The sequence below is a fragment of the Brachybacterium horti genome, assembly GCF_054777615.1.
This window is the reverse complement of the sequence record NZ_BAAHAM010000001.1, coordinates 257,709-276,995: the sequence shown is the minus strand read 5'-3', so window position 1 is coordinate 276,995 and position 19,287 is coordinate 257,709. Positions and strand designations below refer to the sequence as shown.

Annotated in this window: 17 protein-coding genes and 1 tRNA gene; 11 read left to right on the top strand and 7 right to left on the bottom strand. The window is 74.8% G+C overall.

Going from position 1 to position 19,287, the window contains the following annotated elements:
* Positions 1 to 13: 13 nt before the first annotated feature.
* Together ACYVAP_RS01360 and ACYVAP_RS01355 are read right to left on the bottom strand one after the other, a co-directional pair.
* Positions 14 to 505, bottom strand: coding sequence for a hypothetical protein (locus ACYVAP_RS01360; RefSeq protein WP_498859211.1), 492 nt, complete (start codon positions 503 to 505; stop codon positions 14 to 16).
* Between the two features lie 218 nt (positions 506 to 723).
* Positions 724 to 799, bottom strand: a tRNA-Arg gene (locus tag ACYVAP_RS01355).
* Between the two features lie 73 nt (positions 800 to 872).
* Between ACYVAP_RS01355 and ACYVAP_RS01350 the strand changes: the two genes are divergently transcribed.
* Both ACYVAP_RS01350 and ACYVAP_RS01345 read left to right on the top strand, forming a co-directional pair.
* Positions 873 to 2,309: a nitrilase-related carbon-nitrogen hydrolase gene (locus tag ACYVAP_RS01350; protein ID WP_498859210.1), complete on the top strand. Its 1,437-nt coding sequence runs from the start codon at positions 873 to 875 to the stop codon at positions 2,307 to 2,309.
* 88 nt (positions 2,310 to 2,397) lie between these two features.
* The gene (locus ACYVAP_RS01345; protein WP_498859209.1) at positions 2,398 to 3,027 is read left to right on the top strand and encodes a copper resistance CopC family protein; all 630 of its coding nucleotides are present in this window, start codon (positions 2,398 to 2,400) and stop codon (positions 3,025 to 3,027) included.
* Between the two features lie 148 nt (positions 3,028 to 3,175).
* Here the strand turns inward: ACYVAP_RS01345 and ACYVAP_RS01340 are convergent, their stop codons facing one another.
* Positions 3,176 to 3,367, bottom strand: a complete 192-nt coding sequence (locus tag ACYVAP_RS01340) for an antitoxin (RefSeq protein ID WP_498859208.1) — start codon at positions 3,365 to 3,367, stop codon at positions 3,176 to 3,178.
* A 164-nt stretch (positions 3,368 to 3,531) separates the two neighbouring features.
* Here ACYVAP_RS01340 and ACYVAP_RS01335 point away from each other — a divergent pair, with 164 nt between their 5' ends.
* The 4 genes from ACYVAP_RS01335 (at position 3,532) to proC (ending at position 10,207) form a co-directional block, all read left to right on the top strand.
* Entirely contained in the window at positions 3,532 to 4,404 is an 873-nt protein-coding gene (locus tag ACYVAP_RS01335; RefSeq protein WP_498859207.1) for a DeoR/GlpR family DNA-binding transcription regulator, read from the top strand.
* Positions 4,405 to 4,480: 76 nt separating this feature from the next.
* Positions 4,481 to 9,130: a PDDEXK-like endonuclease domain-containing protein gene (locus ACYVAP_RS01330; protein ID WP_498859206.1), complete on the top strand. Its 4,650-nt coding sequence runs from the start codon at positions 4,481 to 4,483 to the stop codon at positions 9,128 to 9,130.
* A complete protein-coding gene (locus tag ACYVAP_RS01325) occupies positions 9,127 to 9,345 on the top strand; it encodes a hypothetical protein (RefSeq protein WP_259362281.1) in 219 nt (72 codons plus the stop codon). The genes ACYVAP_RS01330 and ACYVAP_RS01325 overlap by 4 nt, the downstream gene beginning before the upstream one ends.
* Before the next feature lie 22 nt (positions 9,346 to 9,367).
* Positions 9,368 to 10,207 (top strand): pyrroline-5-carboxylate reductase, encoded by an 840-nt coding sequence (gene proC / locus ACYVAP_RS01320; protein WP_264449712.1) that lies wholly within the window; start codon positions 9,368 to 9,370, stop codon positions 10,205 to 10,207.
* 78 nt (positions 10,208 to 10,285) lie between these two features.
* Here proC and ACYVAP_RS01315 read toward each other — a convergent pair whose 3' ends face one another.
* On the bottom strand, positions 10,286 to 10,957 hold the full coding sequence (locus ACYVAP_RS01315) for a potassium channel family protein (RefSeq protein ID WP_264449711.1): 672 nt from the start codon (positions 10,955 to 10,957) through the stop codon (positions 10,286 to 10,288).
* Positions 10,958 to 11,065: 108 nt separating this feature from the next.
* Positions 11,066 to 12,481 (bottom strand): TrkH family potassium uptake protein, encoded by a 1,416-nt coding sequence (locus ACYVAP_RS01310; RefSeq protein WP_264449710.1) that lies wholly within the window; start codon positions 12,479 to 12,481, stop codon positions 11,066 to 11,068.
* A 100-nt stretch (positions 12,482 to 12,581) separates the two neighbouring features.
* On the opposite strand from ACYVAP_RS01310, the gene ACYVAP_RS01305 reads away from it, so the two are divergent.
* The 4 genes from ACYVAP_RS01305 to ACYVAP_RS01290 all read left to right on the top strand — a co-directional run bounded on the left by ACYVAP_RS01305 (position 12,582) and on the right by ACYVAP_RS01290 (position 17,588).
* Positions 12,582 to 13,799, top strand: a complete 1,218-nt coding sequence (locus ACYVAP_RS01305) for an acetoin utilization protein AcuC (RefSeq protein ID WP_498859205.1) — start codon at positions 12,582 to 12,584, stop codon at positions 13,797 to 13,799.
* A 72-nt stretch (positions 13,800 to 13,871) separates the two neighbouring features.
* On the top strand, positions 13,872 to 15,611 hold the full coding sequence (locus ACYVAP_RS01300; RefSeq protein WP_498859204.1) for a dynamin family protein: 1,740 nt from the start codon (positions 13,872 to 13,874) through the stop codon (positions 15,609 to 15,611).
* On the top strand, positions 15,608 to 17,308 hold the full coding sequence (locus ACYVAP_RS01295; protein ID WP_498859203.1) for a P-loop NTPase family protein: 1,701 nt from the start codon (positions 15,608 to 15,610) through the stop codon (positions 17,306 to 17,308). The genes ACYVAP_RS01300 and ACYVAP_RS01295 overlap by 4 nt, the downstream gene beginning before the upstream one ends.
* Positions 17,309 to 17,489: 181 nt before the next feature.
* The gene (locus tag ACYVAP_RS01290) at positions 17,490 to 17,588 is read left to right on the top strand and encodes a 30S ribosomal protein bS22 (protein ID WP_019174583.1); all 99 of its coding nucleotides are present in this window, start codon (positions 17,490 to 17,492) and stop codon (positions 17,586 to 17,588) included.
* An 83-nt stretch (positions 17,589 to 17,671) separates the two neighbouring features.
* Here ACYVAP_RS01290 and ACYVAP_RS01285 read toward each other — a convergent pair whose 3' ends face one another.
* A complete protein-coding gene (locus tag ACYVAP_RS01285; protein WP_498859202.1) occupies positions 17,672 to 17,971 on the bottom strand; it encodes a glutaredoxin family protein in 300 nt (99 codons plus the stop codon).
* Between the two features lie 97 nt (positions 17,972 to 18,068).
* On the bottom strand, positions 18,069 to 18,599 hold the full coding sequence (locus ACYVAP_RS01280) for a YceI family protein (protein WP_137770084.1): 531 nt from the start codon (positions 18,597 to 18,599) through the stop codon (positions 18,069 to 18,071).
* Between the two features lie 124 nt (positions 18,600 to 18,723).
* Between ACYVAP_RS01280 and ACYVAP_RS01275 the strand changes: the two genes are divergently transcribed.
* A complete protein-coding gene (locus ACYVAP_RS01275; protein WP_498859201.1) occupies positions 18,724 to 19,269 on the top strand; it encodes a MarR family winged helix-turn-helix transcriptional regulator in 546 nt (181 codons plus the stop codon).
* Positions 19,270 to 19,287: the final 18 nt, after the last annotated feature.

Genomic DNA, 19,287 nt, shown 5'->3' with positions numbered 1-19,287 from the left:
GGAACGCCGCCACTCATCTCATCGACGTGCGCACCTCTCGGGCGATCACCGCCCCCGCCAGTGCGAAGAGCGAGACCGCGCTGACGCTGTGCAGGATCGTCGCCCATGGAGCGTGATCTGCGCCGCCGACCATGAAGGTGTCGGCCAGGGTCATCCCGGCCGGGAAGGACGCCACCAGGTAGCCGAGTGAGCCGAGCGAGAGCAGGCCGAGCATGATCATCGCGACGGTTCCGGCACTCACTCGCCCGCGCACGCCGAGGATTGCCACGATCACCGCGGTGACAGGTCCGATGAGGAGGGTGACCGTCATCAGTCCCCAGCCCATGGTGTCCTCGGAATCCCTCCCGTCGATGACGTCGTGGATCTCCTCCAGCGTGAGGTCGGGCATCGTGGCGAGCGGGTTGAGCACCTGGATCTGCAGTGCTGCGAAGGCCGCATAGGCCAGCACGGCTGCCGCTCCGACCGGGCCGACGAGGCGGGCGGGGAGCGAGGCGGAGGAGGTCATGCGGCGAGTATGCCGCCGCCGATCATCCAGTTCGTGGGGGTTCTGTGTCGAAAGCGGGGAGGTCCGCGATGGGTGTGGTGATGTCGCGCGTGCTCGTCATCGTCGACGGCTTCGCTCGCGGTCTGCTCGGTGGACCCTGACTCCTGGGCGTCACCCTCGCCGCGCCGCCGACGGCGTCATCCGGTGGGCCCCGTCGGGGAGGAGCAGTACGGCCGTGATGGTGCCCCCGGGCAGATTCGAACTGCCGACACCCGCTTTAGGAGAGCGGTGCTCTATCCCCTGAGCTACGGAGGCGTGGGCGCCGGCCCCGAAGTCGGGGCGTGACGCGGACCTCGGTCATCGTAGCGGGCCGTGGCAGGATCGCCGCATGCCGCACGCACACCGGGACCACCCTCACACCCCTGCGCCGAGCACCGCCGCGATCGTGCTCGCGGGCGGCGCCGCGCGTCGGCTCGCCGGCCGCGACAAGACCCGCCTGCCCGTCGGTGGCGTGCCCACCCTCGAGCGGGTGCTGCGCAGCGCGCCGGTGCAGCGACGGATCGTCGTCGGCCCCGAGGGGGAGGACGGCGCCGGCATCGCCGAGCGCCACGGAGCACGGTTCGTGCGGGAGGAGCCCGAGCTCGCCGGCCCCGCCGCAGCCCTCGCGCGCGGCGTCGCGGAGCTCGGGGATCTCGGCGACACGGCGCGGGTGCTCGTGCTCGGCGGGGACATGCCGCTGCTGCGCACGGAGACGCTCCACGCCCTGCTGGATCGGGCGGCGCTGGGCCGGGTCGCGGCGCTCGCCCGGGAGGACGGCACCGCCCAGTTCCTCACCGCCGCCTGGCCGCTCGCCCTGCTGCGCCAGGCGCTCGCCGCCGTCGAGCGGCCCGGCACCGGCTGGCAGGACCTCGCCCTGCGCGCGGTGTACGCCCAGCTCGCGCCCGAGCAGCTCGAGCTGGTCCCCGCGACGGGCGCCGAGGCCGCGGACCTCGACACCCCGGAGGACGTCGCCGCCGCGGAGCGCGCCGCCGGGCCCCGCATCGCCCTCGCCCAAATCGAGGTCTCCGAGGACGTCGACGCGAACCTCGAGACCGTGCGCCGTGCCGCCGAGCGCGCCGCGGGGGAGGGGGCGCGGGTGCTCGTGCTGCCCGAGGCGACGCTCACCCCCTTCGGCACGGACCTCCGCGCGGCCGCCGAGGCCCACGACGAGCGCTTCGCCGCCCTCCTCGAGGCGCTCGGCGAGCAGCACGGGCTGACGATCATCGCCGGCTCCTTCTCCCCGGCGGACGGCACCCGTGTGCACAACACCCTCCTGGTGCGCGGGGGCGGCGTCAGCGCGGAGTACCGCAAGATCCACCTCTACGACGCCTACGGGTCGCGGGAGTCGGAGACCGTCGCGCCGGGGGAGGAGCTCGTCGTGATCGAAGTCGACGGCGTGCGCATCGGCCTCGCGACCTGCTACGACGTGCGCTTCCCGGCGCAGTTCCAGGCGCTCGCCAGACGCGGCGCCCAGGCGGTCGTGCTGCCGCTCGCCTGGGGGGACGGGCCAGGGAAGAGCGATCAGCTGCAGGTGCTGCTGCGCGCCCGCGCTCTCGACGCGACCTGCGTGCTGCTCGCCGCGGACCAGGCCCCTCCGGCGGCGTGCGCGGGCCGGGCTCCGCGCGGGATCGGCGAGAGCGCCGTCATCGGTCCGCTCGGGCAGGTCCGCTCGCGCCTGGGCCGTGAGGAGGGCATGCTCCTCGCCGAGATCGACCTCGAGGAGATCGCGCAGGCGCGTCGAGCGCTCCCCGTGCTCGAGCACGGCGCGGGCGACTCCGCCCTGTGAGGCCGCGCGGGCCCCGCTGTGAGGCCCGCGACACCCCGCCGAGGTCCTGGACCCCGGGTGGGTAGAGGCCGGACGTAGCCTGCCGGGTATGACCACTCCTGTGCACCTCGCGCGCCCGCACGCGGCGTCGCCGCTCCTGCTCCGGCTCGCCCCGCTCGCGGCGCTCGTCGCCGCGGCGCTCCTGCTGCTGCTCACCGCGGCGCCGGCCTCCGCGCACGACTCGCTCGTCTCCTCCGATCCCGAGGACGGCGCGACCCTCGAGACCTCGCCCGAGCAGGTCACGCTGGACTACTCGGCGGACGTCCTCGACGTGAGCCCCGTCGTGCGGATCACGGGGGAGGGCGGCGAGGTGGTCGCCGAGCTCGATCCGGAGGTCGACGGGTCCACCGTCACCGCGGCGCTCGACGAGCCGCTCGCCGCGGGCGACTACGAGGTGCGCTGGCGCGTGGTCTCCTCCGACGGCCACCCCATCGAGGGAACCCAGTCCTTCACGGTCGAGCAGGGTGCCGCCGGCGCGCCGTCCGACGCCGGCGGGCGGACCTCCGCCCCGGCGAGCGACGCGGGCGGCGCGACGAGCGCTCCCGCGGAGACCCCCGCTCCCGCCGCGCAGACCGAGGACTCCGAGGGCGGGGCCCCCGTGGTCCTGATCGTCGTCATCGTCGTGGCCGTGCTCGCCGTCGCCGGCGGGGCCGTCGCCGCGCTGCGCCGGAAGAGGTGACCCCGGCCCCGCGGCGCAGGGAGCGAGCGCGCTCAGCGCCGCGGTGCGGGACGAGAGATCCGTGGCGCGGGCCCGGACATGACGGAACCCCCGGCGCCCTGGGGTGCCGGGGGTTCCTGCGGTCACGCGCGCCGCGAGGGCGCGGGACTCACTTGTTCTCGTCGCCGCCGAGGCCGAGCTGATCGCGAGCGGCGTCGCCCGCCTGATCGACCCCGCCGTCGAACTGATCCGGAGTGCGCTCCTTGATCTGATCGCTGGCACCGTCGATGCCCTGCTCGACCTGCTCGGAGTTCTCGCCGGCGACGTCCTTGGCCTTGTTCAGCGCGTCATCGAAACCCATGGTGAGACATCCTTTCGTCGCTGTACACGCCCCAACCGGGGCGACGGACTCCAACGTAGGCCCGTCCCCGTCGTGACACAAACGTGATCAGAAAAATGACGGAGAAGTGACCGAATCTGAGCGCACGGACGGGCGGGATGCGCGATCCGCGCAATACTGACTGCGTGAATGCGAGCAGTCCCGACTCCCCGGCCGTCGCCGGCACCTCCAGTGCCGCTGCGCCCGACGCCCCCCAGCCCGCCCCCGGGATGCACAAGTCCGCCCGCTGGGACCACGTGCTCTCCCTCCTCGCCCAGGAGCGGCGGCTGAGCGTCGCCGAGGTCGCCGCAGATCTCGGGATCAGCGAGTCCACGGTGCGCCGCGACTTCGTCGAGATGGAGCGCGCGCAGCTCGCGCGGCGCACCCACGGCGGGATCGTCGCCGTGGACGTCGCCTACTCCCTCGCCGCCTCCCCGCGCTCCACCGACCAGGACGGCGCCGACCGCGAGCGCGTCGCCGCGACCGCCGCGGCGCTCGTGACCCCCGGCCAGATCATCGGCGTGAACGGCGGCCGCTCCACCACCTCGACCGCGCGGCGGATCGTCGCCCGCCCCGACCTCGACTCCAAGGACGGCGTCCCCGGGCTCACCGTCGTCTGCGCCGCGCTGAACATCGCGCTCGAGACCGTGCTGCGGCCCTCGGTGCGCACGGTCGTCCTCGGCGGCGTCGCCGAGCCCTACTCCTTCGAGCTCACCGGCCCGCTCGCGACCGCGACGATGCGGGATCTGTGGCTGGACATGATGTTCGTGGGGACCGTCGGCCTCGACATCCATGCGGGGCTCACCTGCAACTCCGACGCCGAGGCCGGGGTCACCCGGACGATGATCGGGCACGCGAGGCGGGTCGTCGGCCTCGCGACCGCGGACAAGGTCGGCCACCGCGCGCTCGCCGGGATCTGCCCCGTCTCCGCCCTCACCGACCTCGTCATCGCGGGCCCCGTCCCCGAGGAGCTCCGGGCGCACCTCCAGGAGACCTCGGTGCGCCTGCACGAGGTGTGAGCCCGCCCGCGTCCGGGCGTCCGCGCGCGGCACGCCTGCACGTGCGGGAGCCCTGCTCCCGGTAGCGTGAGCGACCATGTGGAGTTTCCTGCGCGGGAAGAAGCGTTCCGAGGTCACGGCATCCCCGGCGGAGGGTGATCAGGCCCTGTCCGCCCTCGCCGATCGCGCCCGCGGTCGACAGCAGGACGGGCAGCAGGAGCAGCCGGCGGGGGACCGCCCGGCGTCCTCGCGCCCCGGTGGTCCCGTGAGCCCCGGCAGCCCCTCCGCCGCGCCCGCTCCGCGGTCCGCGCAGGACGGCGTGGGCATCGTCGTGCAGCACCGCCTGGACGCCGCCGGCAGCGTCGGCGCCGGCATCGCCCCCGAGCAGAGCGAGGACGACCAGCTCACCCCGCCGCGCGAGCACCGCCCGCTCAGCCGTGAGGACCTCGTCGCGGACGCCCTGGACCGCTGGACCCACCGGATCACCGGCGGGCGCACCGCCCCGTCCTTCCTCACGCAGATGCGGGCCGGCTCGACTGTCCTCGACCTCTCGCACTCCCATCCCTCGGGCCTCGCGCAGCTCCTCGCGGGCCGCGGGCCCACGCGCCTCTCCTCCCTCGTGCGCGAGGTGGGCGCGCTGGCCGACGCCCGCGCCCACGCCCGCACGATCCGCGAGATCGCCGAGCGCCACGCGGAGGAGGTGGGCCTGACCACCTGCCACCTCGGCATCGGTGAGGCCACCTGGAACCCGGAGGACGGCTCCGCGCCGATCCACGCGCCCGTCCTCGTGCGCCCCCTGACCCTGCGCCTGCGCGGCAACGCCCGCGAGGACGTCGAGCTCGAGATCGACGCGACCGCGGATCTGAACCCCGTGCTGCTGCGCGCCCTGCGGGACGCGGGCGTCGCGATCGACGCCCGCTCGCTGCTCGCGACCACCGACTCCACGCACGGCTTCGACCCCACCCCGGTGCTCGACGCGTTCCGGGCGCTCGGCCAGCCGCTGCCCGGCTTCCGGATCAGCCACGCCCTCGTGGTCGGCAACCTCATGGACGCCGCCGGCTCCGTCGCCACCGACCTGCGCACCGACCCCGCGGACTGGACCTCCTCCGACCTCGTCGCCGCCCTCGCGGGGGACGCCGAGGCCGCCCGCACCCTGCGCGAGGCGCGGGACGCGGAGGTCCCCGCCCTCGACGAGCGCGAGCTCGTCGCCGCCGTGGACCTCGACCACCAGCGCGTCGTCGAGCGGGTCCTCGCCGGCCAGGACCTCGCCGTCGCGGCCGGCCCGGGCGCCGGCACCCTGGACCTCGTCGTCGACCTCGTCGAGGAGCTCGGTGCGCGCGGCAAGAGCGTGCTCGTCGTCTCCCAGCGCCGCCGCAACCTCGCCCAGCTCGTCGAGATCGCCCGCCGCCGCGGGATCGACGAGCTCGTCTTCGACCTCTCCCCGGACCCGTCCCTGCAGCGCAACGCCTCCGCCGCGCTGCTGCGCAGCCTGCGCCGCGCGGGCAGCCACGTGCTCGGCCCCGAGGACGCGGACACCGAGGAGCTCGAGCGCACCCGCGAGATCCTCACCGGCCACGTCGAGGCGATGCACCGGGTGCAGGAGCCGTGGCAGGCCTCCGCGCACGACGCGATCTCCGCCCTCGCCGCGCTCACCCGCCGTCGCCCCGCGCCGCGCACCGTCGTGCGCCTGCGGGCGGACGTCGCCCAGCAGATGATCGGCGCGGACCGCGAGCGCTACGCGGACGCCCTGCGCGAGGCCTCCGAGGTGGGACTGCTCAGCACCGGCCCCGAGGAGACCGCCTGGTACGGCGCCCCCATCAGCACCGACACCCAGGCGCAGCGGGCCGCCGAGCTCGTGGACCTCCTGCGCGGGGAGCTCCTCCCCGCGCTGCGGAAGGCCTCCGTGGACACGGGCGTCGAGATCGGTCTCGAGCCCGCGGGCTCCGCCGCCGCGCTCGTCGAGCGGATCGCCCTGCTCGACCGCGTCGCCGAGCTCCTCGACACCTTCCAGGGCGCCGTCTTCGGCGCCGAGCTCGCGGACCTCGTCGCCGCCACGGGTGACAAGTCCTGGCGCGCCGAGCACGGCGTGACCATGGGCTGGGGCGTCCGACGCCGGCTGCGCCGCGAGGCCGCCGCCCTCCAGCGCCCCGCGACCCTCTCCCCGGACCTGCACGGCGAGCTCCAGAAGGCGCGCCGCGTGCGCGAGGACTGGCGCCGCGCCGCCGCCGGCAGCGGCACCACGCCCTCCGTCCCCTCCGGACTCGAGGAGGTCCGCACGCTCATCGCGCGCACCCAGAAGGTGCTCGACGAGCTCGGCGTGCTGCTCGCCGGCACGCCCGCCGGCGCGTCCCTGCAGACCACGTCCTTCACCGTCCTCGGGGAGCGCATGGACGCCCTGGACGCGGACCGCGCGGACCTCGTGCCGCTGCCGCGCCGCACCGAGCTGCTGCGCCGCCTCGAGTTCGACGGCCTGGGCGAGCTCGTCGAAGACCTCCGCCGGCGTCGCGTGCCCGCCGCCCAGGTCGGCGCCGAGCTCGAGCTCGCGTGGTGGCGCAGCGTCCTCGAGCTGATCGCGGGCGCCGAGCCCACGATCTCCGAGTACGACGGCACCTCCCTCTCCCAGGTCGCCGAGCGCTTCCGCCGGCTCGACGCGGAGCACCTCGCCGGCGCCGGCGCGCGCGTGCACGCCGCGGCGGACGAGGTGCGCGTCGAGACCATGAAGTCCTACCCGGACACCTCCCGGGCGGCGATCGCCGAGCTCGCCCGCGCCTCGACCGTCTCCGTGCGCGACCTCGCCGCGAAGTACGAGGACATCCTCTTCCGCGCCCGACCGGCCTGGCTCGCCTCGCCCTACCTGGTCCCGCAGGTCATCCCGCGCGGCCGCCACTTCGACGTGGTCATCGTCGCGGACGGCGGCCGCCTGCCCACCGCGGCGGCGCTCCCCTCGATCGTGCGCGGCACCCGCACCGTGGTCGTCGGCGACCCGCTCGAGTACGGCGGCGACTCCGAGCCGAGCCTGCTGGACGACATGCTCCGCATCGCGCCTCACGTCGAGCTCGCCCGTGACCCGCAGCCGGCCCGCGAGGGACTGCGCGCCTTCGCCCGCCGCCGCGCGCTCGGCGCGGGCACGGTCGCCGTGCCGAGCCCGATCCCGCCGGAGGACGACCGCCTGGTGCGCGTCGAGAACGGCCGCGGCCCCGTCACCGAGTCCATGGAGTACGTGGAGTCCACCGAGGCGGAGCTGCGCAAGGTCACCGACCTCGTCATCGAGCACGCCCGCTCCCGCTCCGAGCGGTCCCTCGCGGTGCTCACCTTCACGCCCGAGCACGCGCGCCGGCTCATGGAGCGGATCATGAGCACCGTCTCCGTGGTCCCCGCGCTGCGCTCCTACTTCGACCCGGACGCGACGGAGTACTTCACCGTGCTGCCCGCCGCGCAGGCCAGCAGCATCGTCCGCGACGACGTCATCGTCTCGGTGGGCTTCGGCAAGACCCCGCACGGCCGCCTGCTGCACCGCTTCGGTCCGCTCTCCGAGGCGGGCGGCCGCAAGGCCCTCGCCACGGTGATCACCCGGGCCCGCGGCCGCACCACCGTCGTCTCCGCGATCGACGTCGAGGACCTCGATCCGGCGCGGCTGCGCACCGAGGGCGCCGAGGACCTGCGCGCGATGCTGTGGGTGCTGCGCGGCGGTCAGGACGTCCCGGTCGTCCCGCACGTCTCCGCCCTCGCCGGGAGCACGGAGCCCGTGCCGGCGCCCCTCGCGCCGAGCCCCGCCCCGGCGCCCGCGGAGGAGCCCCGCACACCCGCCGCCCCGTCGGACGACGCCGAGGTCCCGGCCGCGGACCTGTCCGAGGAGGACATGGACGCCGCGATCGAGGCGGCTCTCGCGCGGAAGTCCTCCGCGGACGAGCCCGCCGAGGCTGTCGTCGAGGACGGCGCCGACGAGCCCGTCGAGGAGACCGCCCCGACGGCGGAGGATGCCCCCGAGGGCGCGCAGGCCGAGGCCGCCGAGGCCGACGCCGTCGATCCCTCCGGCGAGCCTGCCGACGCGGAGCCCGCAGCTCCCGCCGACCCCGCCGACCCGGCCGACGAGCCCGTCGCGGAGCCCGCCGACGAGCCCGCGGCCGCGCCCACCGCGCCGCGCGAGCTCGAGACCGACGCCCTCGTGCGCGACCTCGCCGACCGCCTCTGGCGGATGGGCCTGCAGGTCGAGCGCGAGTTCGGCCCCACCCCGGACCGGATCGAGCTGGCCCTCGGGCACCCGGATCTCCCCGGCCGGCTGCTGCTGGCCGTGGACACCGACGGCGCCCGGTACGTCGAGACCGCGAGCCAGCGCGAGCGCGACCGCCTGCGGGCCGAGCGCCTCGAGGCCGCGGGCTGGGCGACCGAGCGGGTCTGGTCCTGGGCGCTGTTCATCGATCCCGACGGCGAGGCCGAGCGGATCCGCCGCGCCACCGAGCGCGCGCTGCGCATCGTGCAGGCCGAGGAGAGCACCGACTCCCCGGCGGGTGTGGGCACCATCCGCCATCGCCTGCCGCGCCCGCAGATCCCCGCCGGCCACCCGCTGAGCTTCTACTCGAGCGAGGACTTCGACGAGGTCGTGGAGTACATCTGCTCCGACGGCCGCGCCCGCCTCGAGGAGCACCTCGCGACCGAGGTGCGCAGCTTCCTCGGCTTCGAGAGCCGCTCGGTGCTGCTGGACGTCTCCGTCTCGAGCGCGATCCGCCGCTACCAGGAGCGCCAGTGAGCGGCCGCGTCGTCATCTCCTCGCTGACGGGCCGCCCGATCCCCTGGGAGGACCCGGAGGACCACGCCGGTCCCGCCGGGGCCGCGGCGCGCGGCGAGGAGCCCAAGGTGCTCCCGGACCGCGTCCGCGAGGACGCGCCCGAGCCCGGCGCCGACGAGTCCAACGACTCCCGCCTCGCCCGCGACCGGCCCCCGCACTGGGGGACCGGCGCCTGAGCGGGTCGTTACGCTGGTCGGCATGACATCCAGCGCAACCACCGTCCCCGCCCCCTCGACCGCCCGCATCGCCGTGATCGGCGCCGGGAACATGGGCGGCCCCGTCGTGCGCACCTTCCTCGCCGCCGGCGCCCGCGGGGAGAACGTCCACGTCGCGAACTCCACCCCCGGGAGCAGCGAGCGCGCCGCCGGCGAGCTCGGCGTCACCGCCGCCGCGAGCCGCTCCGAGGCGCTCGCCGGCGCGGATCTCGTCGTGCTCGGTGTGAAGCCCTACCAGGTGATCGACCTGCTCGGCGAGATCGCCGACGAGCTGCCCGAGCAGGCCGTCGTGTTGTCCCTCGCCGCCGGCGTGACCCTCGAGGCGATGGAGGGCGCGCTGCCCGCCGGCCGCCCCGTCGTCCGCTCCATGCCCTCCACGCCGATCGCCGTGGGCGAGGGCGCCGTCGGCCTCATGCGCGGCGCGAGCGTCACCGACGAGCAGTACGGCTTCGTCGAGGAGCTCTTCTCCCGCGCGGGCGTGGCCGTGACGATCACCGAGGACCAGGTGCACGCCTTCATCGGCGCGGCCGGCTCGCTCGTCGCCGTCGTCTACGCGCTGCTCGAGTCCATGACCGACGAGGCCGTGCGCCAGGGCCTCAAGCGCGACCTCGCCGCGCAGCTCGTCCAGCAGACCGTCCGCGGGGCCGCGACCGTGCTCACGGAGACCGGCGTCCACGCGGCCGTCGCGAAGAACGCCGTCACGAGCCCCGGCGGCACCACCGCCGAGGCCCTCGCCGAGTTCGAGCGGCAGGGCGTGCGCGGGTCGATCGCGAGCGCCATGCAGGCCGCCGCGGACCGCTCCCGCGCCATGACCGGGGACTGATCCCGCCTCCCTGCGAAATCGAGACCCGGCCCCGTCGCCCCGCTCCTCCTCGAGCCGGGGCGGCGGGGCCGCTCGGTGCTACTTCGCCTGGTGCGTGAAGCGGTCGATCTTCGTCGTCTCACCCGCGACGATCACCACGTCGTGCGCCTCGACGACCGTGTCCGGGCTCGCGTAGCGGAACTCCTTGCCGGGGGACTTCACGCCCACCACGGTCACGCCGTAGGTGCGGCGGATGTCCGCCTCGGTGAGGGAGAGGCCGTGGATCGAGCGCGGCGGCCGCATCTTCACGATCGCGAAGTCGTCGTCGAACTCGATGAAGTCCAGGAGCCGGCCGTTGACCAGGTGGGCGACGCGGCTGCCCGCATCCGCCTCCGGGAACACCACGTGATGGGCGCCGATGCGGCGCAGGATCTTCCCGTGCGCGGCGGAGATCGCCTTCGCCCAGATGACCGGGCCGCCCAGGTCCACGAGGTTCGCGGCGATGAGCACGCTCGACTCGATCGAGGAGCCCACGCCCACCACCGCGACCTTGAAGTCGCTCGCGCCGACCTCGGCGAGGGCCTCCGCCTGGGTGGCGTCCGCCTGCACCACATGGGTGAGGTGCGCGGCGTGCGCCTGGACGAGGTCCGCGTCGGTGTCCATGGCGAGCACGCGGGTGCCCAGCCGCTCGAGGGTGAGGGCGAGCGCGGCGCCGAAGCGGCCCAGGCCGATCACCAGCACGCCGCTGGCTTCCGAACGGGATCGGGGCACGGGGTTCCTCCTGGGGGCTGGGGGATCGGGGCGGACTATCGGGAGGCTGCCGATCAGGCTCTGCTGTTCTGCTGATCTCCTATCGCTCGCAAGCTCGCGGTACGTCGATCAGCCGACGATAGGACGTTCTGAGGGGAAGCGCACCATCCGGGTGCGCGAGCGCAGCGCGAGCGCCGCACCGAGGGTCACGGGGCCCACACGGCCGATGTACATGCACGCGGCGAGCACGAGCTTCGCCCCGGTGGAGAGCTCGTCGGTGATCCCGTAGCTGAGGCCCACCGTGCCGAAGGCGGAGAGCACCTCGAACAGCGACTGGTCCAGCGTGAACGAGGTCAGCCGCAGCAGCGCGAAGGTGCCCGCGAGGACGACCGCGGAACCCATGACGAGCACGCCGATCGCCTGGCGGATCGTCTCCTGCGGGATGCGGCGCTGGAACACCTCGACGTCCTTGTTGCCGCGCATCTCCGCCCAGATCGACAGCACGAGCAGCGCGAAGGTCGTCACCCGGATGCCGCCCGCGGTCGAGCCGGAGCCGCCGCCGATGAACATGAGCACGTCCGTCAGCAGGCGCGACTCCCCGGTCAGGTAGCCCACGTCGAGGATCGCGAAGCCTCCCGAGCGCGGCATGATCGCCGTGAACCCCGACGCCAGCAGCTTCTCGCCGATCCCGAGCGGTCCCAGCGTCATCTCGTTGGACCACTCCATGACGAGGTACCCGAGCCAGGCGACGGCGAGCAGCAGGCCCGAGGTCGCGAGGGTCAGCTTCACGTGCACGGACCAGCGGCGCGGGCGGCGCCACTTCTTCACGACCACGAGGATCACGGGGAAGCCGAGGGACCCCACGAGCACCGCGAGGCCGATCGGCACGAGGAACAGCGGGTCGCTCGCGTACTGGGTGACGCCCTCCGCCTCCGGCACGAAGCCCGCGTTGTTGAAGGCGCTGATCGCGTAGAACATGCCGAGGAACACCGAGCGCCAGAACGGATGGTCGGTGATGATCATGTACGGCGTCAGCGCGATGAAGGTGAGCACCTCGAAGGTCGTCGAGGTGATGACGATCGTGCGCAGCACCCCGCCCACCTCCGCGATGGACTCCGAGCGGGTCTCCGTCGCGGTCCCGATCCGCTGCGCGAGGCCGATGCTGCGGGCCACGGAGAGCGTGAGCAGGGAGGCGAGGGTCAGCATGCCCATGCCGCCCAGCTTCACGGCGACCATGATCACGGTGAGCCCGCCGTCGGACCAGTGCGCACCCGTGTCCACCGTCGACAGCCCTGTCACGCAGATCGCGGAGATCGCGGTGAACAGGGCGTCCACGAAGGGGGTCGTGGAGCCGTCGGCCGTCGCGAAGGGCATCATCAGCAGCACGGTGACGATCGCGATGAGGCCCGTGAAGGCGCCGAGCGCGAGCCGGGCGGGGGTGGGCTTCGTGAGGCCGCGCAGGGTGGCGCGCCAGCCGCTGTGCAGCGGGGTCGGGGCGAGCGTCCCGGGCGGGGCCTTCACGGCACGGGAACGGCCTCGTCCCATGTCACGCCCCTTCCCTGTGCACCGTCCCGTGCGCCCCGGTGGCGCCCGACGCGGGGGAGTCTACGTCGAGCAGTGCGCTGACCTCGGTAGGCTTCGGCGCATGCATGACGGAGCGATGGCGACCGGGGTGGTGTGGGACGACGCGCTGCGCGACTACGACTTCGGCCCGTACCACCCGATGTCCCCGATCCGGCTCGATCTGACCCGCACCCTCGCCGCGGCGACCGGGCTGCTGGACCGTCCCGGAGTGGTCACCCTGCCCGCTCCCGTCGCGACCGACGAGCAGCTGCTTCGCGTCCACGAACCGGAGTACCTCGCGGCCGTGCGCCGCGCCTCGGAGCCCGGCGCCGAGTGGGAGGACCTGCTGCGCTTCGGGATCGGAGGGGACGACGTCCCGTCCTTCCCCGGCATGCACACCGCCTCCGCACGGATCGCGGGCGGGGCGATCGCCGCGGTCGACGCGATCCTCGACGGTCAGGTGCGCCGCGCCGTGCACGTCGCCGGCGGGATGCACCACGCGAAGCCCGGCGCCGCCTCCGGCTTCTGCGTCTACAACGACGCCGCGCTCGCCGTGCGCCATGCGCTGGACCGCGGCGCCCGCCGCGTGCTCTACGTCGACGTCGACGTCCACCACGGGGACGGCGTGGAGCGCGCCCTGTGGGACGAGCCCGCCGCGATCACCCTGTCGATCCACGAGACGGGGGAGCGGCTGTTCCCCGGCACCGGGTTCGTGCAGGACACGGGCGGTGCGGGCGCCCTCGGCTCCGCGATCAACGTGCCGCTGCCGCCCCGCACCGACGCCGACGGCTGGGTGCGCGCGATCCGCGCGGTCGTCCCGGCGCTCGCCCGCGCGATCGGCCCGGACCTCCTCGTCACCCAGCACGGCGCGGACACCCACCGCTCGGACCCGCTCGCGGATCTCGGCGTGACGCTCGAGGCGCAGAGGGAGGTCATGCTGCTGCTGCGGGAGACGGCCGACGAGGTCTGCGAGGGCCGCTGGCTCTCCCTCGGCGGCGGCGGCTACGCAGTGATCGACGTCGTGCCCCGCTCCTGGGCGCACCTCGTGGCGGTCGCGACCGGCGAGGCGATCCCCGCGGAGGCCCCGCTGCCTCCGGAGTTCCTCGAGGCCGCCGCTCGCGCCCGCGAGGAGAGCGGCCTCTCCCCGGAGCCCGGCATCCTCACCTTCGGCGACGGCCGCCCGCTCGCGGTGCGCGACTGGGAGGGTGGCTACGACCCCGAGGACGACCTCGACCGGGCGGTCCAGGCGGCCCGCCGCGGCGCCTTCCCCGAGTGGGGCCTGGATCCCTTCCTCGACTGATCGCCCCGCCCGCCCCGGACCGGGACGGGCGGCCTGCCACAATGGCGCCGAACCGCACGCCGAGGGGGAGACATGACCACCACGCCCGCCGCCGTGCTCGGCACGTTCGCCGAGCACCTGCGCACCCTCGAGCTGCCGCTGCCCGTGGACGGCGCGGAGGACGCCCGCCGTGAGGTCACCGCGGCGCTCACCCAGCTCGACGACCACGTCATCCCACGCGTGGAGTCCCTCGACGCGCCGCTGCTGGTCGTCGTCGGCGGGTCGACGGGCGCCGGGAAGTCGACGCTCGTGAACTCCGTCGTGGGGGAGGCGGTGAGCCGCTCGGGCGCGATCCGCCCGACGACCCGTCGGCCGGTCCTGCTCCATCACCCGGCCGACGAGCCCTGGTTCACCGGCACCCGGATCCTGCCCGGCCTCGCCCGCGTGACCGGCAGCGGCGGCGGCACCACGGCGGAGGCGGAGGACGCCTCGGTCGCGGCGACCTCCCTCGAGCTGCGCTCCCTGCCCGCGATCCCGCAGGGCCTCGCCCTGCTCGACGCCCCGGACATCGACTCGGTCGCCGCGGGCAACCGCGAGCTGGCCCGGCAGCTTCTGCGCGCCGCGGACCTCTGGCTCTTCGTCACGACCGCGAACCGCTACGCGGACGCCGTGCCGTGGGAGGTGCTGCGCACCGCCGCCGAGCGCGACGTGACCGTCGACGTCGTCATGAACCGGGTGCCGGAGGCGCCGGGCGTCGCCGAGGAGCTCGCCGGGGACCTCCGCGCCATGCTCGAGCGGCAGGGCATCGACGCGGACCACCTGCTGCTCGTCCCCGAGACCCGGCTCGACGCGGAGGGCATGGTCCCCGCGGAGGTCATCGCCCCGCTGCGCGAGCGCCTCGTCTCCCTCGCGGAGGACGCCGAGACCCGCGGCCGCATCGCCCGGCGCACCCTCGCGGGCGCCGTCGGCGGGCTCGCCGCCTCCGCCCGGGAGATCGCCGCCCACGCCGCCGCCCAGCACGAGGAGGCGGAGCGGCTCGAAGGCGAGGTCGACGCGGCCTTCGCGGCGAGCCGCGAGAGCATCGACGAGGCCGTCGGCGACGGCTCGCTGTTGCGCGGCGAGGTGCTCTCCCGTTGGCAGGACGTCGTCGGCACGGGGGAGTTCCTGCGCGGCGTGGAGAGCCTCGTGGGCCGCCTGCGGGACCGCATCGGCATGGCGCTCACCGGCCGCACCGCCCCCGCGGTGAAGGCCGAGCAGGCGCTCGGCGCGAGCCTCGTCCACGTGATCATCGACGAGACGGCGCGCGGCGCGGAGCGGGCGGACACCGCCTGGCGCCGCAGCCCCGCCGGCCGCTCCCTCGCCGAGGGCCACGACCTCTCCCGCCTGCCCGACGGCTTCGGAGAGGAGGCCGCCGCCTCCATCCGCGCCTGGCAGGGGGACGTGCTGGACCTCGTGCGCACCGAGGGCGCGGACCGCCGCACGAAGGCGCGCGTGCTGTCCCTCGGCGTCAACGTGCTCGGCGTCGCGCTCATGGTGATCGTCTTCGTCTCCACCGCCTTCATCCCGACCGGCCTCGAGGTGGGCGTCGGGGCGGGCGCGGCGGTCGTGGGGCAGAAGCTGCTCGAGTCGATCTTCGGCGACGAGGCCGTGCGGCGCATGGCGACCGTGGCCCGGGAGCGGCTCACCGCCCGCCTGGACGCGCTCGTGAACAGCCGCACCGCCCCGTTCCGCGAACGGCTGGACGCCCTCGGCGACCTCCGCGGGGGAGAGCTGCTGAGCAGGGACGCCGACGCCCTCGAGCAGCTCGCCGCCTCGATCCGGGAGCAGGCATGAGCCCCCGCCTCGGGCGCCGCGGCAGCCGCGCCGGCGTGGGCCTCGCCGAGCGCATCGAGGCTCTGGACCGGGCCGCCGCGGTCATCGCCCCCGTCGCCCCCGAGTCGGAGGGGGAGGCCGTCGCCGCGGTCCTCGAGCGGATCGACCGTCGCCGCGCGCTCTCCGCCGAGCACACGATCATCGGCTTCTTCGGGGCGACCGGCTCCGGGAAGTCCTCCCTCGTCAACGCCGTCGTGGGGCGTGAGGTGACGCGGGCCGCCGTGCGCCGCCCCACGACGGGCCACCCGGTCGCCGCGGTCGTCGGCGAGACGGGCGCCGATCCGCTGCTGGACTGGCTGGGCGTCGAGGACCGCCACCTGCTGGACGGCACCGGGGCCGCGCTCGAGCAGGCGGCGCTCGCCGTGCCCAGCTCGCGCCGCGCCCGCCGCGAGGACCAGGGCGCCCCGGGGATCGTGCTGCTGGACCTCCCGGACATGGACTCCGTCGAGGCGGCGAACCGCGCGATCGTCGAGCGCATGACCGGCATGGTGGACGTGCTCGTCTGGGTCACCGACCCCCAGAAGTACGCCGACGCCGTGCTCCACCAGGAGTTCGTGCGCCCCCTCGCGGGGCACGACGCGGTGACCGTGCTCGTGCTGAACCAGATCGACCGCATCCGCGAGGACGAGCGCCGTCCCGTGCTCGCCTCCCTCGAGGGGATCGCCCGCGCGGACGGCCTCACCTCCGCCCCGGTGCTCGCGACCTCGGCGACGACCGGGGACGGGGTCGAGGAGCTGCGTGATCGGCTCGTGCAGGTCGCCCGGTCCCGCGGGGCGATCGCCGAGCGGCAGCGGGCCGACGTCACCGCCGCCGCGACCCGCCTGCGCGCGGCCGCGGAGCCCGCCGGCATGGCGGCGCAGAGCTCCGAGCGGGAGCGTGCCGCGCTCACCGCCGACCTCGCCGTCGCGGCCCGCGTCGAGCCGGTCGCGACCGCCGTCGGCGCCTCCTACCGCCACCGCGCGGCGGGGAAGGTGGGCTGGCCGCCGCTGCGCTGGGTGCGCCGCTTCCGCCCGGATCCGCTGCGCCGCCTGGGGATCGGACAGGAGCGGGACGCGAACCGTCTCGAGCGCACCTCCCTGCCCGAGCCCGATGCCGCGACCCGGGCCCGCGCCTCCGGCGGGGTGCGGCGCTTCGCGGACTCCGCGAGCGCGGGCGGCAGCGACCCCTGGCGCTCGGCCGTGCGCCGTGCGGCCCGCTCACGCGAGGAGGAGCTCCCGGACGCCCTCGACCAGGCGGTCGCGGAGGCGGATCTCCGGGCCCGCTCGGGCTCGTGGTGGTGGCCGGTGCTCGACGTGCTGCAGTGGCTCGCCGTCCTCACCTGGGTGGTGGGCCTCGGCTGGCTGGCCGTGAACGCGGGCCTCGCCTTCCTCGGCATGCCCCCACTGCCGGTCCCGATGCTCGAGGACCTCCCCGTCCCCGTCCCGCTGCCCACCGCGCTGATCGTGCTGGGCGTGGCGGTGGGGGTGCTGCTCGCCGTGCTCGGCACGGTGATCGCGGCGCTCGTGGGCACCTGGCACCGCCGCCGCGCGCGGCGGATCCTCACCGACCGGGTCGAGGATGTGGGCTCGGGGCTCGTCGTCGCGGAGGTCGACGCGGAGCTCGAGCGGGCCCGCGCGGCGGATGTGGATCTCGCGCTGGCGGCCGGCACGGCCCGCTGAGTCCGATCTCGCATCGGCGGCCGTGGCCGTCCGGGTGATCCGCGTGTAAAATGGGTGGTCGACCGTGGCGCCGGACCCGCGCGCACCCGGTGCATGAGCACCGGCGTGGTGCATCCGCGGGCCGCGCATCCCCGATCCGTCGATCCGCACGCAGGCTCATGCCTGCAGAACAGAGGCACCCATGGGTTCTGTCGTCAAGAAGCGTCGCAAGCGCATGTCGAAGAAGAAGCACCGCAAGCTCCTCCGGAAGACCCGCCACCAGCGCCGCAACAAGAAGTGAGCGCTCGCTGAGCGACATCGGGGCCCCCGTCGGATTCGACGGGGGCCCCGATGCGTCGGTGCGTCGTGGGGAGGGGTGGCGGCTCAGCGGCGCAGCAGGCGCCGCCACAGGGGCCGCTTCGCGAGCGCGGTGCGCAGGGCGGCGGCGTCGACCCGGTAGCGGGCGTGGACGGCGCCGTCCACGATGATCACGGGAACGTCGTGGTTCCAGTCCGCGAGCAGAGCGGGGTCCTCGTCGATGTCGCGCACCTCGACGGCGCTGCCGGCGCGGTCCGCCTCGGCGCGCACCACGGGGAGCGCCTCGTCGCACAGGTGGCAGCCCTCGCGGGTCAGGTACAGCACCCGGGCTTCCGGGTCCGTGGGGGAGGGGATGCGAGAGGTCATGGGAAGCACTGTAGCCATCGCCGGGACGCGGCAGGGGCCGCTCACCGCCGTGGCGGGAGCGGCCCCTGTGCGTATGAGGGGAGGGTTCGGCTGCGGGTCAGGCCGCGGTCGGGGCGGTGAACTCCGCCTCGACGACGATCTTCACCGAGTCGCTGACGAGCACGCCGCCGGCCTCGAGCGCGGCGTTCCAGGAGAGCCCGAAGTCCTTGCGGGAGATCGTGGTCTCACCGGTGAAGCCGGCGCGGTAGGTCCCGAAGGGATCGGTCGCGGCGCCCTCGTAGGTGAAGTCGAGGGAGATCTCGCGGGTGGTGTCGCGGATCGTGAGGTCGCCGACGAGCTGGTCGCCCTCCACGCGGGTGGAGACGAAGGTGATCGTCGGGTAGGTCTCGGCGTCGAAGAAGTCCGCGGAGCGCAGGTGGCCGTCGCGGTCCGCGTTGCCGGTGGAGATGGAGGCGACCTGGAGGGTCGTGGAGAACGCGAGGTCCTTGTCGGACTCGCCGACGGTGAGGGTGCCCTCGAGCTCGCCGAAGGTGCCGCGCACCTTGGAGATGCCCGCATGGCGGACGGTGAAGCCCGCGGAGGTGTGGGCGGCGTCGAGGGTCCAGGTGCCGGGGGTGAGGTCGCTCATGCGAGATCCCTTTCTGTCTGTCGTTCTGCTGACCCGGGGCGAGCGCCCCGGGCTTGTGCTTGAAATCTAAACTGTTCTGGCGGAGAATGCAACCGGGACTCGTCCCGATGAATAGGAGAACGTGATGCACACCACCCCGTCAACCGTGGAGACGGCCTCGACCCCCGGGGACCTCTGGCTCTCCCGCGAGGAGCAGGAGGCCTGGCGGCAGTACCTGTACGCCACCACGCTGCTGAGCGAGAAGCTCTCCGAGGCGCTCGAATCCGCCCCCGGGATCGATCTGACGCTGGGCGAGTACGAGATCCTCGTGCGCCTCTCCGAGGCCGACGGCGGCGCCATCCGCATGTCCGACCTCGCCGACCAGGTCGTCCATTCGCGATCGCGCCTCACCCACACCGTCACCCGCATGGAGCGCCGCGGTCTCGTGGAGCGCGTGCGCTGCGCCGCCGACGGCCGCGGCCGCGAGGCGCACCTCACCGCCGTCGGCCGCCGGCTGCTCGAGCAGGCCGCCCCGGTCCACGTCCGCTCGGTGCGGGACCGCCTCGTCGACGTCATCGGCCACGACGACCTCCTCGAGCTGGGCCGGATCCTCGCCCGGACGCTGCCGGAGGACGCCCCCGTCGCCCTCGGGTGTCCGGCACCTCACGCAGGGGCTCCCGCAGGCGACTGATCCGCAGGTTCCGTTGGT